Here is an 18,400-nt window from a genome sequence, read left to right as displayed (position 1 = left end):
AAGCGGCCTGTCACCCTGTTGTCACCCCACCGCAAGGCCTCATGCCATACGGTTCTGCAGGAGATGACGGGCGAGCGTGTCCCATCTCACAAAAATAACTTGAGAAACTAGTGAATGATTATGAAGCCACCGGGCAGCCGTTCGAATTTGGCTCCCGCAGCCGTGGCGACGCTCTCGATCGCCGCATCCGCCTCCTCGATCCGGAAGCTGCCGCTCACCGGTATTTCCAGCGCTTCGCCACCGAGCGTCAGAATACGCGTCTGGCTGTAGCGTCCGATCCTGGAAAGCGCCTCGCGCAGCGGAACGCCTGCGAGCAGAACCCAGCCGTCCCGCCAGGCCAGTCGATCCTCCACCGCCGCTTCGGACAAACGGGATACGCCGTCAGCATCCACCTCTGCCGCATCCCCGGGGCTCAGCACCAGCGCCTGTTCCGCATTTCCACGACGGCCGAGCGAGATCCGCCCCGAACGGAGAACCACGACATCGGCCTCGTCCAGCCGCTCGACATTGAAACTCGTTCCCGTCACCAGAACCGTCCCATGCCCCGCCGTGACCGTGAAGGGTCTAGAGGCATCATGGGCAATATCGAACCAGGCCTCTCCCTCGAGCAAGCGCACCCCGCGCCGATCGCTTTCGAAATCGAGTGCAACGATCGAACGGCTATTCAACTGCATGCGCGAACCGTCCGGCAGGGCGACGTCGCGGATCTCGCCCGCGGCCGTTTGATAGTCTGCCGTCCATCGCGCCACCCAGTCGGGTGACACCTCGACCAGGACAGCGGCACCAAGCACAGTCGCGGCAAGCGCAAGCGGCGCCCCGAAGCGCACGACGGCACGCTGTGCGATCGGAACGACAGGTGGACGCGATTGGGAGATAACTGCTGTTTGCGGCAGCTGCGCTGTCGCGACCGAAAGCTCGGGACAGTTCCAGAGCTTCCGGACACGATCATAAGCGTCACGATGCTCGGCGCGACCAGCGAGCCATACATCGAATAAGCGGCGATCGCCCTCCCCGGCCTGCAATCTCAAGAACCACTCGAGCGCCTGATCCATGGCTGGATCCGCATGCCGAAATTCAGCCACGCCCCTCTCCTCCCATCGTGTCACCATGGCCATCCTCCGCATGCGCGTGCTCTCCGGATAGATGACGTTTCAACCGGCGTCACATCCCAAAATTTCAGGTTGTCGTCCTTCGTCCGCCAGCAGCTCATCGCTCCAGCCTCTCCCGAACCTCAAGCAGCACGGCCATGGCGAGCTTCATGTCGTTGAAGACGGTGTTGGGTGATACGCCGAGCCTCTGGGCGATTTCCGGATAGGACAGCCCCTGAAGACGGCTAAGGCACCACACGGAACGGGCACGGGGCGGCAGGCCGAGCAGCGCGCGATTGAAGGCGCGCACCAGATCCTTGCCGATCGCCTGCTCCTCGATCGAGGGCTGCGGGTCGGCAACCGCGTGCACCTGGCCACCGTCGAAATTCTCGTCTTCATGCGCGGACCGCACCTTTCTGCGGCGCACATGGTCGAGCGCAAGATTGCGGGCCGTCTGCCAGAGAAAGCCTTCGAGATTGCCGGGGACCGCGCGATCAAGCGACCGCCGAACCCTGAGATATGCGTCCTGCGTCAACTCCTCCGCCTCGGCGCTGTTGCGCACGATGCCGAGGATCTTCCGGTAGAGATCCGGCCTCATGGTGAGGAAAACACGGTCCAGATGCTCGGTCTCAGTGCCCATTTCAGCCCTTCAGGCCCGCGCTTTCGTCAGGGACGACCGGCAGTGAGAGGTGTCTTGGTAAAGACGGCGACGTTTTCGGTCTCGAAGATGTGTCGCGCATGCGCCGCAAGCATTTTGCTCGTGATGCGCGAACCGAGGCTGTCCATCCGATCGAGATAGCCGGCATTTCCATAGCGCCGATAGCTGAGGGCAAGGCGTCTCACCCAGGTGTTAGGATCCTCAAGACGCGCCTTTTCGGCAAAGCCGATATCGGCCTTCAACCGCTCGACATTCGTGCCGAGGACGGTCTCCGGCATCCGTTCGAAGACCCGCAGCGCCGCAGCAGTGAGTTCCTCTGCCCGCTCCGGGGCGCAGTTGAAGGCAAGCGACCCGAGCGCCCGGTCCGTATCAGGGTCGACCTTGACCTCGAATTCCACCGAGTAGACACCGCCGAGCGCATTGCGCAATTCGTTCTTCAGCGCCTGCTGGGCGATCGGGTTCAGCGCCGAGACAATGAAGCTTGCCTCGGGCGTCCAGTTCATGGGCGCGAAGAAGGAGATCTCGACGCGGGCGCGCTCATCCTCGAACACGGCCTGAGAGCTATGATGGTGCCCGGGCAACTGCAGGGCGGGATCCGGGGTCAGGTCTGCCTGACGCGGAACGGCACCAATGATACCGGCAAAGGTCTGCCGCTCGGCCGCATCGGGCGCGGGTCCGACGACAAACCAGGTGACCGGCTGGCGAAGATGCGCCTTGGCGGCATCAAGCAAAAGCGGTGCCTCCACCGACTGAGGTTCCAGCCTGGCGAGCGACCGATGATCACGGCCGTAGAGCAATTGCCCCTTGGCGTCAGCCAGCCCCTGCCCCCCGGCTTCCAGATCCTCGCGAAACGCTTCGACGGCTTCCTCGCGGATGGTGCCGAAGGCAATCGTGGCGGCATAGTCCTGCAGGGCGTTGCGCAGGTCTTTCGGGGCAACCACGATCCCGGCATCCAGCACGCCGTCATGAAGCACAATGCTCCAGTGCTGCGGCCGTGCGGCCGACCAACGGCTCCACTCGTCCTCGCTCCAGAAGCCGAGACCGCTTTGCGTGTAAAGCTGCAGTGCGGCTTGCGAAACGCGGTTATCGATCTGCCCGTTCATGTAACCGGGTGCCGCCTGGCCGGAGATATAAAGGCGCCCGTCCGACGTCGGGCGCGCCAGCCAGACGACCCGATCACCATTCGACAAGCTCCACTCCGTCACCTCAGGCGCCGCTTGTTGGGTTTCCGAGACAATACGTCCAGTATCAGGAATGACAGCATCAGAAGGCCAGATCGGCAACTCGGCGACCTCTGCTGGAGCGGGCGCTTGGTCCAGCTTCGGCAAGACGGCCACGGCCTTCAACGCCTCACGCTCGGCGACCAGAGCGGCCGCTTCCGGCAACTCGGCACGATGAGCGCCGGGCACCTGATAGAACATCACCTGGTCTGGGCTGCCGAGATAGGCTTGAAGATCGGCATTGATCTTCTCGAAGCTGATCTCATCGAGAAGCGCCCCGGTTCGCGCCTGCTTCGCCTTGGGATCGTCAAGGACTGAACCCATAAGCACGGCACTCGCAATGCGGTCTTCCCAGTCGGCAAAAGTCCGCCCTCCGGCAGCCTCCGGATTGTTGCCGTTGATCCGCCTTGCATCCCGCATTGCCTGTTCGAAATCGTCGCGGGATACCCCATCCCGGCGAATGCGCTCGACGAGATCGAGGAGCACGCTCTTTGCGCGATCATGATCAAGCGAGCGGGCATTAAAGGCGAGGATAAGCCGCTCTTCTGTCGGTTCCTGCATGACTGCCGAAGCGCTTTCGACGCGTGATGTGTAGTGAGGTTCCAGACGCCGAACGGCGCTTCGCAACACCTGGTTCAGAATATACTTGTGCAGATAGGCACGTTGACCTTCCTCGCTGCGGCGCGGCGGCATGGCCATTCGAAACGCATAGGTCACCTGGGAGCTCGTTCCGCCCGGTTCCTGCACCAGGGCGACGTTCAGACCATCCTTCAGCGGCAGAATGCGATAGCCCCGGTCCGGGGCGGGCAGCGACGGCGCCTGGCCGAACGACTGCCTGATGAAACCCTCGGTCGCGTCCTGGTCGATGCGGCCGGAGATGATCAGGGTCATGTTCGAAGCCCGATAGAAGCGCTCATGAAAAGCTTGGATGTCTGAAATGGTGACAGCCTCGATGCCCGCACGCGTGCCGATCGGCGCACGACCAACAAAACGGGAGAGCGGTCGCAGCGCCGCTTTCTTCTGTCGGCTGAGGCGATCGACAAGGCTTTCCGTCTGCCGCAATTCTTCGAGAATGACGAACCGTTCCTTCTCCCAGTCGTCAGCCAGAAATGCTGGCTGGAAGACGAGGTTGGCCATCAGGTCGACCGATTGCTGGAGATCCAGCGCGTCGTCGGGGCGGGTCCGCACCATGAACTGCGTTTCCGTCTCCCGCGTCACGGCATTGATCTGCAACCCCGTTCGCCAGCCGAGATCCTGGAAGTGCAGATGCATGCTCCGGCCATAGGCATGATTGGTCTGGAAAACCATGTGCTCCAGAATATGCGCGACCCCACTCGGCCGATCCTCATCGATCGAGCCGGCATGGACGATCAGCCGGATATTGAAGGGGTCACCATCCCTGCCGCTGTCATGCAGCACATAGGTCAGGCCGTTGGGAAGCTGCCGCGTCCTCAGCCGCGGATCCCACTGGGCCTCGGCGGCGAAGCAGACGCCACATACCAAGAGCAGAGGCAAAACGGGTAAAAAACGCAGGATGGACATGGGGCACCAGAGCTTGTTTCGGCCTAGTCCTCACAAACCGAAGGACCAAAGATGAACGCGCGTATCAAGTTTTCTTGTTGCGCACAACCTCGGCACGACGACGCGAACCTCACTCGAAAGACGCCTCCGCAGAAGCGTTAACCTGACACAAGCGATCATCTTTCTTGACGCGGCGACCATTCTGCCCAATGGTGCCGGCGTCGCAAACGAGCAAACCTGTCCGCAAACCGACGAGCGCAGGACCCGAAACCTTGACCTTTCTTCACTCCATGCAGACCGAGATCAACGGCATCCATGCGCTGGTGCCAGCCCGATGGCGATCCCTGGACGGCATCGTCGGTGTCCATTGGGACGCGGAAGGTCATGCCGGCGCGAGTGGCTACTACCTCTCGCCGGATCCGCGCATCATGCTGTTTTTCAGTGATGTTTCCGAGCAGATCAAGGTCGCGGACCGGGAAGTCGATCTGGGGCGGGGCGATCGCGGCTTGTGCCGCGCGATCTACGTTCCGGCAGGCGTCCCCATGTGGACGCGGTTCACGAAGCGCCATCGCTTTCGCCATCTCGACCTGCATCTGCATCAGGATCGCCTGATGCGTTTCCTGGCACCGGCACTCGGCAGTTCGGCAGCCCGCACGGCGCTGCGCCAGTCAGTCGAACTGCAGGATCCGGGGCCGGTCGCAACGCTCGGCGGTCTGGTTGCGGACGAACTATCGACCGCCACACGCCATCCGGCTTTCGCCGAAAACCTGATCGGCAGCATCGTGACCGGCCTCATGGACATGACGGTCGATGCGAGCGAAAGCGCGGCACAAACGGGCCGATTGACCCAGGCGCAGATGAACCGCCTTTCGGCGCATTTCTCGGTGAACGGCGAACAACGGCTGAGTGTGTCGGAGATGGCAGCCTTGGTCGGTTTGTCCGAAAGCTGGTTCGCCACCGTCTTTCGTCAGACAACCGGCAAGACACCGCTTCAATGGCAATTGTCGCGCCGGATCGAAGCAGCCCGGCAGCTTCTGGATGACGAGGCGCTCAGCATAGCCGAGATCGCCGCACAATACGGCTTCGCGGACCAGGCCCATTTCACCAAGGTCTTCCGCCAGTTCACTGGCGACACCCCGGCTGCCTGGCGCAAACGCCGCGACCGCAGTTGAGGAAGCGCCCGGCCGGATCGGATCCGACCGGGCACTTTGAGCTTACCAGGTCTGGCGGATCGTCGCGTAGATCGCGCGACCGGGGTTGTAATAGTAAGCCCCGCCGTCATCATTGGCGATGTGCTTCTCGTCGAACAGGTTGCTGACATTCAGCTGGAATGTCGTGTTCTCCTTGATGTTGTAGCTGAAGGCCGCATCAAAGATCACTGCGTCGTCCGACTTGCGGGTGTTGGCGTTGTCGAAATAGTAGGAGCCGATGAAGCGCGCGCCGGCACAGAAGGTCATGTCGCCACGCTCGCCGTCTCCCTCAAGAGTGTAGGTTCCCCAGAGTGAAGCCGTGTGCTTTGGAACCTGCGCAAAGCGATTGCCGTCGACAGAACCCGATGCCGTGCTGGTGTCGACGATGTTTGAGTCGATGTAGCCGTAGGCGGCGATCAGCTCGATGCTGGGCGTCAGTTCCATCTTGGCTTCGAGATCCAGACCGCGGTGGCGTATCTTGTCGACCGTAGCCTCCAAATAGAGCGGTGCTTCTCTGGTCGTAATGTTTTCGAGCGTAAGATCATAGACAGACGCGGTGAACAGCGCCGGGAAGGCATCCGGCCGGTACTTGATCCCAGCTTCATACTGTTTGCCATAGGTCGGCTCATTGCCGGTGCTCGGAGGGGCGACGGACTCGGCATAGCTGACATAGGCCGCCAGCTCTTCCGTCACCTTGTAGCTCAGCCCGACCCGCTTGCTCATCTCGCTATAGGTGGCGCTGGATGTGCTGCTCGTCAGACGGTTCGTCTCTTCCAGATCCAACCAGTCATTCCGCAGGCCAACGCTCGCAGTCAGCCGGTCGGAGAAGATCAGATCCTGTTGAAGATAGATCGCCTTGGTCGACTGGTCGTTGGTGCGGCTCACGGTCGCGTTGAGGGATGCCGAAGCACCATAAACCGGGTTTTGCCAATCAATACCCGGTGCAGTCCCACCCCAGATGGCTGGGTAGAGAGCAGAGTTATTGGTGCTGGAGTTGATGCTGTTGTAGTCCACGCCGACAAGCGTTTTGCTCTCGACCTGATCGAAATTTGCCTCATAGAGCAAATGGGCATCGATCATGAACTGCTCGGTTCCACCGTCTCCGGCGAAGAAGATGCGATCCGCGGTCGTATCGGACGAATCCGAGGCCCCAGAGCTGTCATAGATATAAGCGAATCCAAACGCATTGCTCGCCTTGGAATAGCGTGCATTCGACCCGAGTGTCAGACCGTTCCCGAAGTCATGATCGAACATGACACTGTAGGTATTCCGGTTCGTGTTGTCATAATTGAAGCCCGGCTCACCAAAGAAGCGGTCGCGGTCGAAATCGGTGAAGCGCGGATGCCCCCCACCGCTCGGGGTGGCGTTGCGATCCAGATGATCGAACACGAAGCTCAGGCTGGTCATGTCGGTCGGACGCCAGGTCAGGCCACCCATGATGAAATTCTCGTCGTTCTCCGAGAAATCATACTCGCCATCGGCGCGCTGCACCTTGCCCGTCAGGCGATAGGAGAGCGTCCCGTCTTCCGTCAGGTTGTCACCGAAATCAACACCGGTTTCCTTGTGTGCGAACGACCCGGTGGTCGCATAAACCTCGCCGAAGCGCTCGCTGCGCGGCGTCTTGGTGACGTAGTTGATGGCACCGCCCGGATCCGACACGCCGTAACCAGTGGAATTGGCCCCCTTCAGCACGTCGAGCCGCTCGAAGGCGTAGGGCTCTTCCTTCAAGCCACTCCAGGTTCTGCCGACCATGAGCCCGTCACGATAGGTGAAAGGTGTGAAACCGCGGATCTTGACGTAATCGAAGCGATCGTCCGAGCCGTAATAGTCGGTCACGACGCCGGCCGTATACTGCACAGCCTTCTCGACGGTATCAGCAGCGCGCTGCTGGAGTTCCTTCGACGTGATGACGGAAACGGTCGCAGGCGTGGTCAGGATCTCGCCTGGCATCTTACCGACGGCAGTCGTCTCGTTCGCAACAATCGTCTTCGAGTCGTCGTCAGCCTTGCCGGCGCCTTCCACTGTGATCGTCTGCAGCACGGTAGAGCCAGCATCGGCCTCTGCATCCTGCGCCTGAGACCGGACAGGCGCAAACGCGACGAGCGCGGTGCAGCCGAGGAGGATCGCCGTGCGATAGCGGATGGAAGCCTTTGCACCGGAACCGGTTATCTTGGTCGTGACCATGTTTCTTTCCAATAAATGTGTCCCACTGATCGACCGGCCGTCCGTTCACCTCGATGCGGGGTTTGCCCACCTCGCTCGATGTCGATCGGCTCCCTCCAGCGCGCAATCGTATCCGTACAATCCGGTTTGCCCCCTTTAACTGGAGAATTCAAATCCAGTATTGTAGTTTTCGCGCCTTTGTAGGATTCCCCGGAAAATCCAAGGGCTCGGGTGACACCGCGCATCTTGGCGCTTGACGTTCCGGCTTGAAGCTGAGACGGACGTTCAAGTTTTAGACGATAGAGGGAGCCTTCCCATGCGGATCAGCGCGCGCCAACTCGCCCTCCTGCCAATCCTGCTTCTGCACGGCCTGATGGGCATCCCGGCCTCGGCCGAGGACAAGCCAGCCTTTCCGGTCGAAATCACACACGCCTTCGGGACCACCGTCATCAGCGAGAAGCCGGTCCGTGTGGCAACCGTCGCCTGGGCCAATCACGAGGTGCCGCTGGCGCTCGGCATCGTGCCCGTGGGCATGGCGGCCGCCAATTTCGGCGATGACGATGGTGACGGTGTCCTGCCCTGGGTCGCAGAACGCCTGAAGGAACTTGGGGCCGAGACGCCGGCTCTGTTCGACGAAGGCGATGGCATTGACTTCGAGGCGGTTGCGGCCACGGAACCGGATGTCATCCTCGCCGCCTATTCCGGCCTGAGCCAGGCCGAATATGACACCCTCAGCCAGATCGCGCCGGTTGTCGCCTACCCGCAAGCCCCTTGGTCGACGGACTGGCGCGAGACGATCCGCATGAACAGCGCAGGCCTTGGCATGAGCGGTGAAGGCGAGGCCTTGATCACAGAGATCGAAGGCGAAATCGCTGCCGAAGTGGCGAAATATCCCGAACTCAAGGGCAAGACCGCCATGTTCGTCACGCATCTCGATGCGAGCGACCTCAGCCTAGTCAACTTCTACACCACCCAGGACACCCGCGTCCGCTTCTTTCAGGACCTTGGCCTTGCCATGCCGAAGAGCGTGACCCGTGCATCATCGACCGGGAGCTTTGCCGGCTCGATCAGCGCGGAGCGGGTCGACGATTTCGACGATGTCGACATTCTGGTCACCTATGGTGATCGAACCCTGCTTGAGGCGATGAAGGCCAATCCGCTCCTGGCCCACATGCCGGCCGTCCGCCGGGAAGCCATTGTTCTGCTCGGACGCGATCCGGTCGGCACCGCTGCCAACCCGACACCCCTGTCGGTCACCTGGGTTCTGCCGGACTATGTGCGCCTGCTCGCCGAGGCGGCCCGGAAGACCGAATGAGCACTGCGAAGACCTCCGTTGCGCCACCGAGCTTTTCGCGCGCCGAAGCCGCCGGAAGCCGCCTCTTGTGGCTGCTGGCTGTTCTCGCCGTCGCGATCATCCTCGCCTTCGCCTCGCTCATGATCGGCACGCGTGATGTGCCCTTGTCCGAGGTTCTTGCAGCACTTCGGGGAGATAGCCTGACGATTGCCCAGGCCGCGGTGTCGGCCCGCATCCCGCGCACGGCGCTCGCCCTTCTGGCCGGCGCAGCGCTGGGACTGGCTGGCGCCGTGATGCAGGGCGTCACCCGCAACCCGCTGGCCGATCCCGGCATTCTCGGCGTCAATATCGGCGCCTCGCTCGCCGTCGTCATCGCGGTCGCGTGGTTCGGCATCAGTTCCTCCCAGGCCTTCGTCTGGGCCGCGATATCAGGCGCTGGCACGACTGCCGTCTTCGTCTATCTCATCGCTTCCCTAGGCCGCGGCGGCGCGACCCCGCTCAAGCTCGCCCTTGCGGGCGCGGCAACCTCGATCGCCTTTTCGTCGCTGGTCATCGCAGTTGTCCTACCACGGGCCGACATCGCAGGCGGCATCCGCTCCTGGCAGATCGGTGGCGTCGGCGGCGCCACCTTCGAGCGCATGCTTCCGGTGCTTGCCTTCTTCGCGGTCGGCTTCCTCATTTGCCTTCTCTCCGCACGCCGCCTGAACTCGCTTGCCCTGGGTGACGAACTGGCGGCAGGGCTCGGTGAGCGTGTGGCTTTCGCCCGCGCCAGCGCCACCCTCGGCGCGATCCTGCTTTGCGGCGCAACGACTGCGCTATGCGGTCCGATCGGCTTTGTCGGCCTCGTCGTGCCGCATGCCTGTCGTCTTCTGGTCGGTCCCGATCATCGGTGGCTGCTGCCGTTTTCGGCCCTCGGTGGCGCAGCTCTCCTCACCGCAAGCGACATCGCCGGCCGCATCGCCGCGCGCCCCTCCGAACTGGATGTCGGCATCGTCACGGCCCTGATCGGCGGCCCGTTCTTCATCTCCATCGTGCGCCGCCAGAAGGTGAGAGATCTGTGACCACAGCTTCGATCGCATCTCACCCCCACTCGACAGCAAGGTTCGCCGCATCGCGCCGACGCGATCAGCGCAAGCGCCTCCTTTTGCTCGGTGGACTGGTCCTGGTCATCCTCGCGACCTTTGTCGCCACCCTGATGATCGGTCGATCTGTGACTCCGCTTGGGGACGTGTTCCGTGTTCTCCTCGGCGAAACAATCCCGGGCGCAAGCTTCACCGTCAACCAGTTGCGGCTCCCCCGGGCGCTGATGGGGTTGGCAGCCGGCATGAGCTTCGGTCTTGCCGGGGCGGCGTTCCAGACCATGCTGCGCAATCCGCTGGCGAGCCCCGACATCATCGGCATCAGTTCCGGCGCCAGTGCCGCAGCCGTCTTTGCGATCGTCGTCCTGTCAATGAGCGGGCCCGCGGTTTCGGTGCTGGCCATCGCAGCCGGCCTCGGGGTAGCGATCCTCGTCTATGGCCTTTCGGCAAGAGACGGTGTTGCCGGCCCGCGTCTCATCCTGGTCGGTATCGGCGTCTCCGCAATGCTGGAAAGTCTCATCGCCTATATGCTCGCCCGCGCCCCCGGCTTCACCCTGCAGGAGGCGATGCGCTGGCTGACCGGCAGCCTCAACGGCGCACAGATCGAACAGGCCGCGCCCCTGCTCCTCGCGCTGGTCGTCTTCGGCGGGATCCTGCTTGCCCGAGCCCGGGACCTCGAAGCGATCAGGGCCGGCGAGGATGTTGCAGCATCCCTCGGCGTGAATGTCGGCCTGACCCGGATCCTCGTCATCGTCTCCGCTGTCGGCCTGATCGCAACCGCCACCGCTGTCACCGGCCCGATCGCCTTCGTCGCCTTTCTCGCCGGTCCGATTACGGCCCGCACCATCGGCAGGCGTGAATCGATCCTCTTGCCGGCAGCCCTTGTCGGCGCCGGCCTCGTCCTGATTGGCGATCTCGTCGGTCAGTTCCTCCTGCCTGGCCGCTACCCCGTCGGCGTGGTCACCGGCGCCCTCGGCGCGCCTTACCTCATTCTGCTGATCATCAGCGTCAATCGCACGGGAGGAACGGCGTGACCGATACACGTCTCGAAGCCCTCAAGCTGTCAGCCGGCTACGGAAAACATCTGGTGCTGGAGGAACTCAATCTCCAAATACCAACCGGCAAGATCACGGCCATCGTCGGCGCCAATGCCTGCGGCAAGTCCACATTGCTGAAGGCCATGTCGCGACTGATAGCGCCACGGAATGGCCAGGTTTTTCTCGATGGACAGGCGATCCATCGGCTGCCGACGCGCGAGCTTGCGCGCAAGCTCGGTGTTTTGCCGCAGTCTCCCGTCACGCCGGAAGGGATCACGGTCGCAGATCTCGTCAGCCGAGGCCGTCATCCCCATCATGGCCTTTTTGCCCGCTGGACCAGCACCGATGACGAGGCGGTCGCCTCCGCTCTCGAAGCAACGCAGACCCTGACACTGGCCGACCGTCCGGTCGACGAACTATCGGGCGGACAACGCCAGCGCGTCTGGATCGCCATGGCGCTTGCGCAGGAGACCGAGATCCTGCTGCTCGACGAACCCACGACCTTCCTCGACATCAACCATCAGGTCGAGGTTCTCGATCTGCTGACCGATCTCAACCACAGACGCGGCACGACGATCGTGATGGTGCTTCACGACCTGAACCTCGCCGCGCGCTATGCCGATCACCTGGTTGCCATGCTGGCCGGCCGACCTCATCTGACCGGGGCGCCAGAGCTCGTATTGAGCGAAGACATGGTGCGCGATGTCTTCGGCATCGAAAGCCGCATCATAATCGATCCCACCTCGCAACGCCCGATGATGCTGCCCATCGGTCGTCACCATGCACGCCTAGAACAACCCGCCTCCGGAGTCTGAACCATGAACGCTGCCCATTCCTTCGAGCTGTCCGGCATCGCGCGCCCCGTGAATGTGGAAGCCATGCTGGACGAGATCTGCGAGCACTTCGTCGAACATGCGGAAGTCTCCCGCACCGAGGACAAGGCCGTGTTCACCTCGTCCCACGCCATGATCGAGCTTCTGACAAAGCGGAATCATCTCGAAATCCGCATTGCCTGCGACAGCGACGAGGAGCTGGAATCCACCCGGACCATGTTTGCCGAACACCTCTATTATTTTGCCGGCGAAGAACCATTTTCGCTCGACTGGTCAAAGCCGGCACCCAAGGTGAAGCCGGCAAACCTTCAGCAAGCCGTGGTCATCTCGACGTCGGAAGTAACGCCCAGAATGCTACGGGTCACCCTGGCACCTGAGGATATGACCCCATTCGTGTCAGGCGATCTCCACGTCCGGCTGCTCGTCCCCCAAGGGGTACGCCCGCCAGTCTGGCCAACGCTGCGGGCCGACGGACGCATCGATTGGCCGAAGGGCGAGGACAAGCTCTTGGTCCGCGTCTACACGATCCGCTCCGTGGACGCAGACAAAGGTCAGATCACCATGGATATCTTCCAGCATCCGGCTGAGGGCATCAGCACGCCGGGCGCCGACTTCGCCCGCGACGCCCTGCCGGGTACCCGCGTCGGGATCATGGGCCCAGGTGGCGGCGGCCTGCCGCAAGCAGAACGGATCCTCTTTGCCGGCGACGAAACCGCTCTTCCCGCGATCGCCCGCATGATCGAGGAAGCCTCTCCCGAGACCGAGATCAAGGCCATCATCGAGGCGGAGGATAAGGCAGAGGAGCAACCGATCTCCAGTAAGGCCCGCATCTCGATCGAATGGCTGCACCGCTCATCCCTCTCGGAAGGAACCACAAGCCAGCTTGCCGAGCGCACCAAGGCGGCAATCGACAGCATGGAAGCCGGCACCTTCGTCTGGTTTGCCGCAGAGAAGTCGGTCATGCGCAACGTCAAGGCATATCTGGCGGGGCGCGGACACGACCGCAAACGACAATATGCGGCCTGGTACTGGGAAGAAGGAAAACACGCCGACGACTGAAGTGCGGTCTGGGCAGATCCTCTCACCCCGGGGATTTAGCCCGGCTTGTGACGAGACAGAAAGCGGTCGATCTCCCGCTGCTCTGGCACCGTACCCGTGAAGATCGCGACATATTCCGGAATGCGCTTGAGGCGAAGCTCGAGCTCCTCCTCGGTCTGCATCGAGATATAGCCAATCTGAACGAGATAGAGAGTTCTGGCCCTGACATCCGCGGCAACCGGCTCATGACCAAAGCGCTCGAACATGCGGCCGAGCGCTTCGAGCCGCGCATTGTCCGCGGCCTGAACCTCGCCGAGGATCTCTTCGGATTGCAGTGCCCAACTGCGGATCGCAAACTCGAACTTAGAATCGAAGAGCGCCGTGTCCAGCCAGCAGTCGAAGACATTGAGCGTCGCTTCCGCAATGCTCTCGGCATAGGCCTCGGCCCGGCGCACAAGATTGCCAGTATTCTTGTCCCGCCATCTGGCGATCAGTGCCGCCAGCAGCTCCTCACGATCCCTAAAGAACCAGTAGAAACTGGTGCGCGAGAGCTTCAGCTTCTTGGCAAGTGGCAGGATTTTGACCGCATCGACACCCCCTTCAAGCAGAGCGTCATAGGCGGCCTCCAGCCACCCATCCATCGATCCACGCCAGCCGGTGTCGCTTGAAGTCTCGTCCATGTCCTTCTCCTAGAGCAGCCCGACAGGCTTCGCAACGCTGCGCATCACGAATTGTACACCGTCGTCTTCAAAATTGACACAAGTGTACATTTGAGATTAGCATCGGACACCATTCAGAATGGAGCGCGCCATGTCCAACGATCCCCTGCTGCAACCCTTCCAGCTCAAGCACCTCATCTTGAAGAACCGGATCATCGTGACCTCGCACGAGCCGGCCTATCCGGAAGACGGCATGCCCAAGGAACGCTACCGCGCCTATACTGTGGAACGCGCCAAGGGCGGCGTGGCGCTGACGATGACGGCAGGCTCGGCAGCCGTCGCCAAGGACAGCCCTCCGGTCTTTAACAACCTGCTCGCCTACAAGGACGAGATCGTGCCGTGGATCCGCGAGATGACCGATGCGGTTCATGAAGCCGGGTCGACCATCATGATCCAGCTCACCCACCTTGGACGGCGCACGCGTTGGGACAAGGGCGACTGGCTGCCCGTTGTCGCTCCGTCGCATCTGCGCGAGCCGTCGCACCGCGCCTATCCCAAGAAGATCGAAGACTGGGATATCGAACGCATCATCAAGGATTTCGCCGATGCGGCCGAGCGCATGAAAGCCGGCGGCATGGACGGCGTCGAACTCGAAGCCTATGGCCACCTGATCGACCAGTTCGCTTCACCGCTGACCAACGAGCTCGACGCCCCCTATGGCGGCTCCCTGGAAAACCGGATGAAGTTCTGTTTCGACGTGTTCTCGGCCATCCGAAAACGGGTGGGCGAGGATTTCATCCTGGGCGTCCGCTATACGGCCGACGAACAGCTGAAGGGCGGCACCAGCAAGGCCGAGGGCCTGGAGATCTCCCGCCTTCTGCGCGACAGCGGTCTGATCGACTACCTGAACGTCGTGCGCGGTCATATCGATACCGATGCCGGCCTGACCGATCTCATTCCGATCCAGGGCATGGCCAATTCTCCGCATCTGGATTTTGCCGGAGAAATCCGTGCTGCGACGAACTTCCCGACCTTCCATGCGGCGAAGATCCCCGACGTGGCGACCGCCCGTCATGCCATCGCCTCCGGCAAGGTCGACATGGTCGGCATGACGCGCGCCCACATGACGGACCCGCACATCGTCCGCAAGATCATGGAAAAGCGCGAGGAGGAGATACGCCCCTGCGTCGGCGCAAACTACTGTCTCGACCGCATCTATCAGGGCGGTGCCGCCTATTGCATTCACAACCCGGCCACCGGGCGAGAACTGACCCTGCCACATGATATTCCGAAGGCCGAGAAGCGCCGCAAGATCGTGGTGATCGGCACAGGGCCAGCCGGCATGGAAGCGGCCCGTGTCGCCGGTGAACGCGGTCACGATGTTGTGGTCTTCGAGGCCGCCGACAAACCGGGCGGCCAGATCCGCCTGACCGCGCAGAGCCCGCGACGCCGCGAGATGATCAGCATCATCGACTGGCGTATGGCGCAATGTGAAAAGCACGGCGTTACCTTCCGCTTCAACACATGGGCGGACGCGGACACCGTGCTGGCCGAGGCCCCGGATGTCGTCATCATCGCCACTGGCGGCATGGCGCATACGGAGGTCCTGGAAGACGGCAACGACCTCGTCGTCTCCGCCTGGGACATCATCTCGGGTGACGTGAAGCCCGGCACCAACGTGCTCATCTTCGACGATGCCGGCGACCACTCGGGCCTGCAGGCAGCCGAAATCATCGCGGCGACCGGAGCGAAGGTCGAGATCATGACGCCGGATCGATCCTTTGCGCCTGAAGTCATGGCCATGAACCTGGTGCCCTATATGCGCTCGCTGCAGCAGAAGGATGTGACTTTCACGGTGACATTCCGGCTGGAGGCCGTTGCACGCCAGGGCAATGGATTGGTGGCGAAGGTCGGCAGCGATTACGGTGGCGTCACGCAGACCCGTTTGGTCGATCAGGTCGTCATCAACAATGGCACCATCCCGCTCGACGATCTCTATTTCGAGCTGAAGGGCCTGTCCTCCAATGGCGGCGAAGTCTCATACGACGATCTGATCGCCGGCCAGCCACAGCACGTGCTGCGCAATCCGGAAGGCTCGTTCCAGCTCTTCCGGATCGGCGATGCGATCTCGGCACGCAACACGCATGCGGCCATCCACGACGCTTTGCGGCTGGTGAAGGATCTGTAGACCCTCGACCTTTCGGCCGACAAAAAGACGCCCGCATTAAGCGGGCGTTTGAAGTTGGACATGCATCCGCATGTCCGGGGAGGAGCAGTTGATCTCAGCGATCGATCACGAGGTCGCTGAGCGGCTTCGAGCAACAGGGCAGAAAGAAGCCGGCATCGATCTCGCGCTGACGAATGCCGCCATCGTATTTCATATCGACCGACCCGCTGATGAGCTTGGACTTGCAGGTGCCACAGATCCCGTTGGCGCAGGACGAGGGTAGACGCACGCCCATCTTCTTCGCGCAGGACAAGACCGTCTGGTCGGCGCCGACATCCAGCACCTTTCCCTGCTTCGCAAACTGCACCTTATACGTCACCGCGACCGCCTGCACCTCTGCAGGCGCCGGAAGCTCATCGATCACAACAGCGTCAAAGCTTTCCTCGAGATAGCGCTCCGGGAGAACCCCAAGCTCCGCGCTGATCGTCCGGGCGGCCGCCATGAATTGCGCCGGGCCGCAGCAAAGAACACTTCGCTCTGCGATATCAGGGACGACAAGCCCCAGCAGCGCCGTCGAAATGCGGCCACTCAGTCCCGACCAAGCCGGATCGCCGGAGAGTGCCTCGGGCAGGAAGATCAGCCGCAACCCCTTCATGCGCCGCGCGAGGACCGAAAGTTCCTCCCGAAACAGAAGATCGAGCGGCGAGCGCCCTGCATGCAGGAAGACGACATCGACGGGTTCCGCTTTGTCCGCCATCTCCCGCACCATAGCCATCACGGGCGTGATCCCCGAGCCGCCTGACAACATCAGGTATTTCTGCACGCTCGGCCGAATGAACTTGCCCATCGGTCCAGAGGCCCGCAATTCCATCCCCGGCTTCAGGTTGTCGTGTAGCCAGTTCGAGACCTTGCCACCCGCCACGCGTTTGACGGTAACCGTGATGGCATTCTGCCGCAGCGGAGACGATGAGATGCTGTAGCAACGGCCATTCTCTTCGTCGTCTATCTCAGGCTCGAAGAGAAAGTATTGCCCCGCCTCGAACGAAATGGTTTTGCCCTGAGGCGATGCCAGGGTGAAGCTCTTGACGTCATGGGTCTCGTCATGAACGTCGATGCAGACCAGGCTGTTGTCGGTCTCGGGATCCCAGAACCCGGGCACGCGCGGGTCTGATGTCACTCCGGTGTCAGTAGCCATGAGCGCGCATCCGGTCGACATACCATGTCGCGAAATCGTCGAGGGCGCGTTCGGTGAAGGTCGAATAGACACCCGGCTCATAGGCCGGATCGCTCACGCCGGCCTGCGAACGGGCGACAAGTTCGGAATCCTGATTGGTGGTCTCGATCCAGACATGCGTCAGCTTCTGCAGGTCGTAGTCCGCACCCTCGACCGCATCCTTGTGCACGAGCCATTTCGTCCGCACGAGCGTCTTGTCGGCGGACAGCGGGATGACCATGGAGGTGACCGCGTGATCGCCCATGAAATGGTTCCAGCTATTGTGACCCCACAGATGCGTGTCGCCCAGATCCTTGCGGGTCATGGTTCCGAGCAGCCTGGAAGAGGCAGCCGTCGCATCCTCGGTCTGGGATTCCCCGGCGCCAGCGATGATCAGGCGCTGGGTGCGGAAATTCGTCTCGCAGTCCCTGACACGCTCGACCGTCGCAGACGGAAATCCATCGGCTTCCCAGCTCTTCGTCCTGTCCGCATACATCGCGAAATGCGCTTCCGCCTGCTCGCGATCCTCCGCGCTCAGGCTCTCGGGGTCGAAACCGAAGTCGAGATCGACGAAGGAAATGCAGAGTTCCGGATGGTTGGCCGAACAGTGGTAACACTCGCGATTGTTCTCCATCGTGAGCTTCCAGTTGCCGTCCTCGATGACATCGACCTGATGCGCAACCTTCGTGTTTTTGAGGTCGTAAGGCGCAAGGCGCTCACGCATAACCTCTTCGAGGGTCCGGATATCCTCGGGCGGGTTGTCCGCGAGACAAATGTAGATCAGCCCGCCGATCGACCTGAAATGAACCGGCTTCAGGCTGCGGCAGCTCTTGTCGAAATCCTTGCCCATATGCGGGGCATAGGACAGCGCGCCATCCAGCTCATAGGTCCACTGGTGATAGGGACAGACGAGCTTCGATACGACGGTGGCCCCAGCATCCAGAAGACGGGAGCCACGGTGGCGACAGACATTGCGAACCACTCGGATCTCATTGTCGTCGTCCCGCAGGAGGATCACGCTGATCTTGCCGATGTCGATGACAACGGCATCACCCGCCTCAGGCACCTCGCATTCCAGTCCGACATAGATCCAGTGGCGCGAAAAGAAGACGTCGAGATCTGCCTCGAAGACGTCCTCACGGGTATAGAGCCCGGCCGGAAGCGAATGGCCATTTGCGCGCATGTCGAGAAGCGCGGAAATGGAGGAGGCAAACCTGTTGAGCATAACGCAACCTCATCT

Annotated in this window: 14 protein-coding genes; 7 read left to right on the top strand and 7 right to left on the bottom strand. The window is 61.9% G+C overall.

The features are described 5' to 3' along the window. Window positions 1-107: 107 nt before the first annotated feature. The 3 genes from AC02Y0_RS22030 to AC02Y0_RS22020 all read right to left on the bottom strand — a co-directional run bounded on the left by AC02Y0_RS22030 (window position 108) and on the right by AC02Y0_RS22020 (window position 4,508). Window positions 108-1,082, bottom strand: a complete 975-nt coding sequence (locus AC02Y0_RS22030) for a FecR family protein (RefSeq protein ID WP_476381340.1) — start codon at window positions 1,080-1,082, stop codon at window positions 108-110. Between the two features lie 124 nt (window positions 1,083-1,206). Next, window positions 1,207-1,728: an RNA polymerase sigma factor gene (locus AC02Y0_RS22025; protein ID WP_476381338.1), complete on the bottom strand. Its 522-nt coding sequence runs from the start codon at window positions 1,726-1,728 to the stop codon at window positions 1,207-1,209. A 26-nt stretch (window positions 1,729-1,754) separates the two neighbouring features. Beyond that, window positions 1,755-4,508 (bottom strand): M16 family metallopeptidase, encoded by a 2,754-nt coding sequence (locus tag AC02Y0_RS22020; protein WP_476381336.1) that lies wholly within the window; start codon window positions 4,506-4,508, stop codon window positions 1,755-1,757. Between the two features lie 251 nt (window positions 4,509-4,759). Here AC02Y0_RS22020 and AC02Y0_RS22015 point away from each other — a divergent pair, with 251 nt between their 5' ends. Next, the gene (locus AC02Y0_RS22015; RefSeq protein WP_476381334.1) at window positions 4,760-5,659 is read left to right on the top strand and encodes a helix-turn-helix transcriptional regulator; all 900 of its coding nucleotides are present in this window, start codon (window positions 4,760-4,762) and stop codon (window positions 5,657-5,659) included. Between the two features lie 42 nt (window positions 5,660-5,701). Here the strand turns inward: AC02Y0_RS22015 and AC02Y0_RS22010 are convergent, their stop codons facing one another. Then, window positions 5,702-7,861, bottom strand: coding sequence for a TonB-dependent siderophore receptor (locus AC02Y0_RS22010; RefSeq protein WP_476381332.1), 2,160 nt, complete (start codon window positions 7,859-7,861; stop codon window positions 5,702-5,704). A 352-nt stretch (window positions 7,862-8,213) separates the two neighbouring features. On the opposite strand from AC02Y0_RS22010, the gene AC02Y0_RS22005 reads away from it, so the two are divergent. From AC02Y0_RS22005 to AC02Y0_RS21985, 5 genes are read left to right on the top strand one after another with little or no spacing between them, the layout of a single operon-like run. Beyond that, window positions 8,214-9,155, top strand: coding sequence for an iron-siderophore ABC transporter substrate-binding protein (locus tag AC02Y0_RS22005; protein ID WP_476384110.1), 942 nt, complete (start codon window positions 8,214-8,216; stop codon window positions 9,153-9,155). Further along, window positions 9,152-10,195, top strand: coding sequence for a FecCD family ABC transporter permease (locus AC02Y0_RS22000; RefSeq protein WP_476381330.1), 1,044 nt, complete (start codon window positions 9,152-9,154; stop codon window positions 10,193-10,195). Before AC02Y0_RS22005 ends, AC02Y0_RS22000 begins: the two co-directional genes overlap by 4 nt. Further along, window positions 10,192-11,247 (top strand): FecCD family ABC transporter permease, encoded by a 1,056-nt coding sequence (locus AC02Y0_RS21995; RefSeq protein ID WP_476381328.1) that lies wholly within the window; start codon window positions 10,192-10,194, stop codon window positions 11,245-11,247. The genes AC02Y0_RS22000 and AC02Y0_RS21995 overlap by 4 nt, the downstream gene beginning before the upstream one ends. After that, on the top strand, window positions 11,244-12,065 hold the full coding sequence (locus AC02Y0_RS21990) for an ABC transporter ATP-binding protein (protein WP_476381326.1): 822 nt from the start codon (window positions 11,244-11,246) through the stop codon (window positions 12,063-12,065). The genes AC02Y0_RS21995 and AC02Y0_RS21990 overlap by 4 nt, the downstream gene beginning before the upstream one ends. 3 nt (window positions 12,066-12,068) lie before the next feature. Beyond that, window positions 12,069-13,142, top strand: a complete 1,074-nt coding sequence (locus AC02Y0_RS21985; protein WP_476381324.1) for a DUF2218 domain-containing protein — start codon at window positions 12,069-12,071, stop codon at window positions 13,140-13,142. 35 nt (window positions 13,143-13,177) lie between these two features. On the opposite strand, the gene AC02Y0_RS21980 is transcribed toward AC02Y0_RS21985, so the two are convergent. After that, window positions 13,178-13,801 carry a TetR/AcrR family transcriptional regulator gene (locus AC02Y0_RS21980; protein ID WP_476381322.1) on the bottom strand — a complete coding sequence of 208 codons (624 nt, stop codon included), beginning with the start codon at window positions 13,799-13,801 and terminating at the stop codon, window positions 13,178-13,180. 130 nt (window positions 13,802-13,931) lie between these two features. On the opposite strand from AC02Y0_RS21980, the gene AC02Y0_RS21975 reads away from it, so the two are divergent. Continuing rightward, the gene (locus AC02Y0_RS21975) at window positions 13,932-15,968 is read left to right on the top strand and encodes an oxidoreductase (protein ID WP_476381320.1); all 2,037 of its coding nucleotides are present in this window, start codon (window positions 13,932-13,934) and stop codon (window positions 15,966-15,968) included. 94 nt (window positions 15,969-16,062) lie between these two features. Here the strand turns inward: AC02Y0_RS21975 and AC02Y0_RS21970 are convergent, their stop codons facing one another. Beyond that, entirely contained in the window at window positions 16,063-17,142 is a 1,080-nt protein-coding gene (locus AC02Y0_RS21970) for an FAD-binding oxidoreductase (protein ID WP_476381317.1), read from the bottom strand. After that, entirely contained in the window at window positions 17,132-18,385 is a 1,254-nt protein-coding gene (locus AC02Y0_RS21965; RefSeq protein WP_476381315.1) for an aromatic ring-hydroxylating oxygenase subunit alpha, read from the bottom strand. The genes AC02Y0_RS21970 and AC02Y0_RS21965 overlap by 11 nt, the downstream gene beginning before the upstream one ends. Window positions 18,386-18,400 lie beyond the last annotated feature (15 nt).

It is taken from the genome of Allorhizobium sp. nf9_anc, assembly GCF_056323085.1.
This window is presented reverse-complemented; position numbering and strand designations above follow the sequence as displayed.

Coding starts and splice junctions, on each gene's coding strand:
- AC02Y0_RS22025 (WP_476381338.1), bottom strand. CDS start 1,728: ATGGGCACTGAGACCGAGCATCTGGACCGTGTTTTCCTCACCATGAGG.
- AC02Y0_RS22020 (WP_476381336.1), bottom strand. CDS start 4,508: ATGTCCATCCTGCGTTTTTTACCCGTTTTGCCTCTGCTCTTGGTATGT.
- AC02Y0_RS22010 (WP_476381332.1), bottom strand. CDS start 7,861: ATGGTCACGACCAAGATAACCGGTTCCGGTGCAAAGGCTTCCATCCGC.
- AC02Y0_RS22005 (WP_476384110.1), top strand. CDS start 8,214: ATGGGCATCCCGGCCTCGGCCGAGGACAAGCCAGCCTTTCCGGTCGAA.
- AC02Y0_RS22000 (WP_476381330.1), top strand. CDS start 9,152: ATGAGCACTGCGAAGACCTCCGTTGCGCCACCGAGCTTTTCGCGCGCC.
- AC02Y0_RS21985 (WP_476381324.1), top strand. CDS start 12,069: ATGAACGCTGCCCATTCCTTCGAGCTGTCCGGCATCGCGCGCCCCGTG.
- AC02Y0_RS21980 (WP_476381322.1), bottom strand. CDS start 13,801: ATGGACGAGACTTCAAGCGACACCGGCTGGCGTGGATCGATGGATGGG.
- AC02Y0_RS21975 (WP_476381320.1), top strand. CDS start 13,932: ATGTCCAACGATCCCCTGCTGCAACCCTTCCAGCTCAAGCACCTCATC.
- AC02Y0_RS21970 (WP_476381317.1), bottom strand. CDS start 17,142: ATGGCTACTGACACCGGAGTGACATCAGACCCGCGCGTGCCCGGGTTC.
- AC02Y0_RS21965 (WP_476381315.1), bottom strand. CDS start 18,385: ATGCTCAACAGGTTTGCCTCCTCCATTTCCGCGCTTCTCGACATGCGC.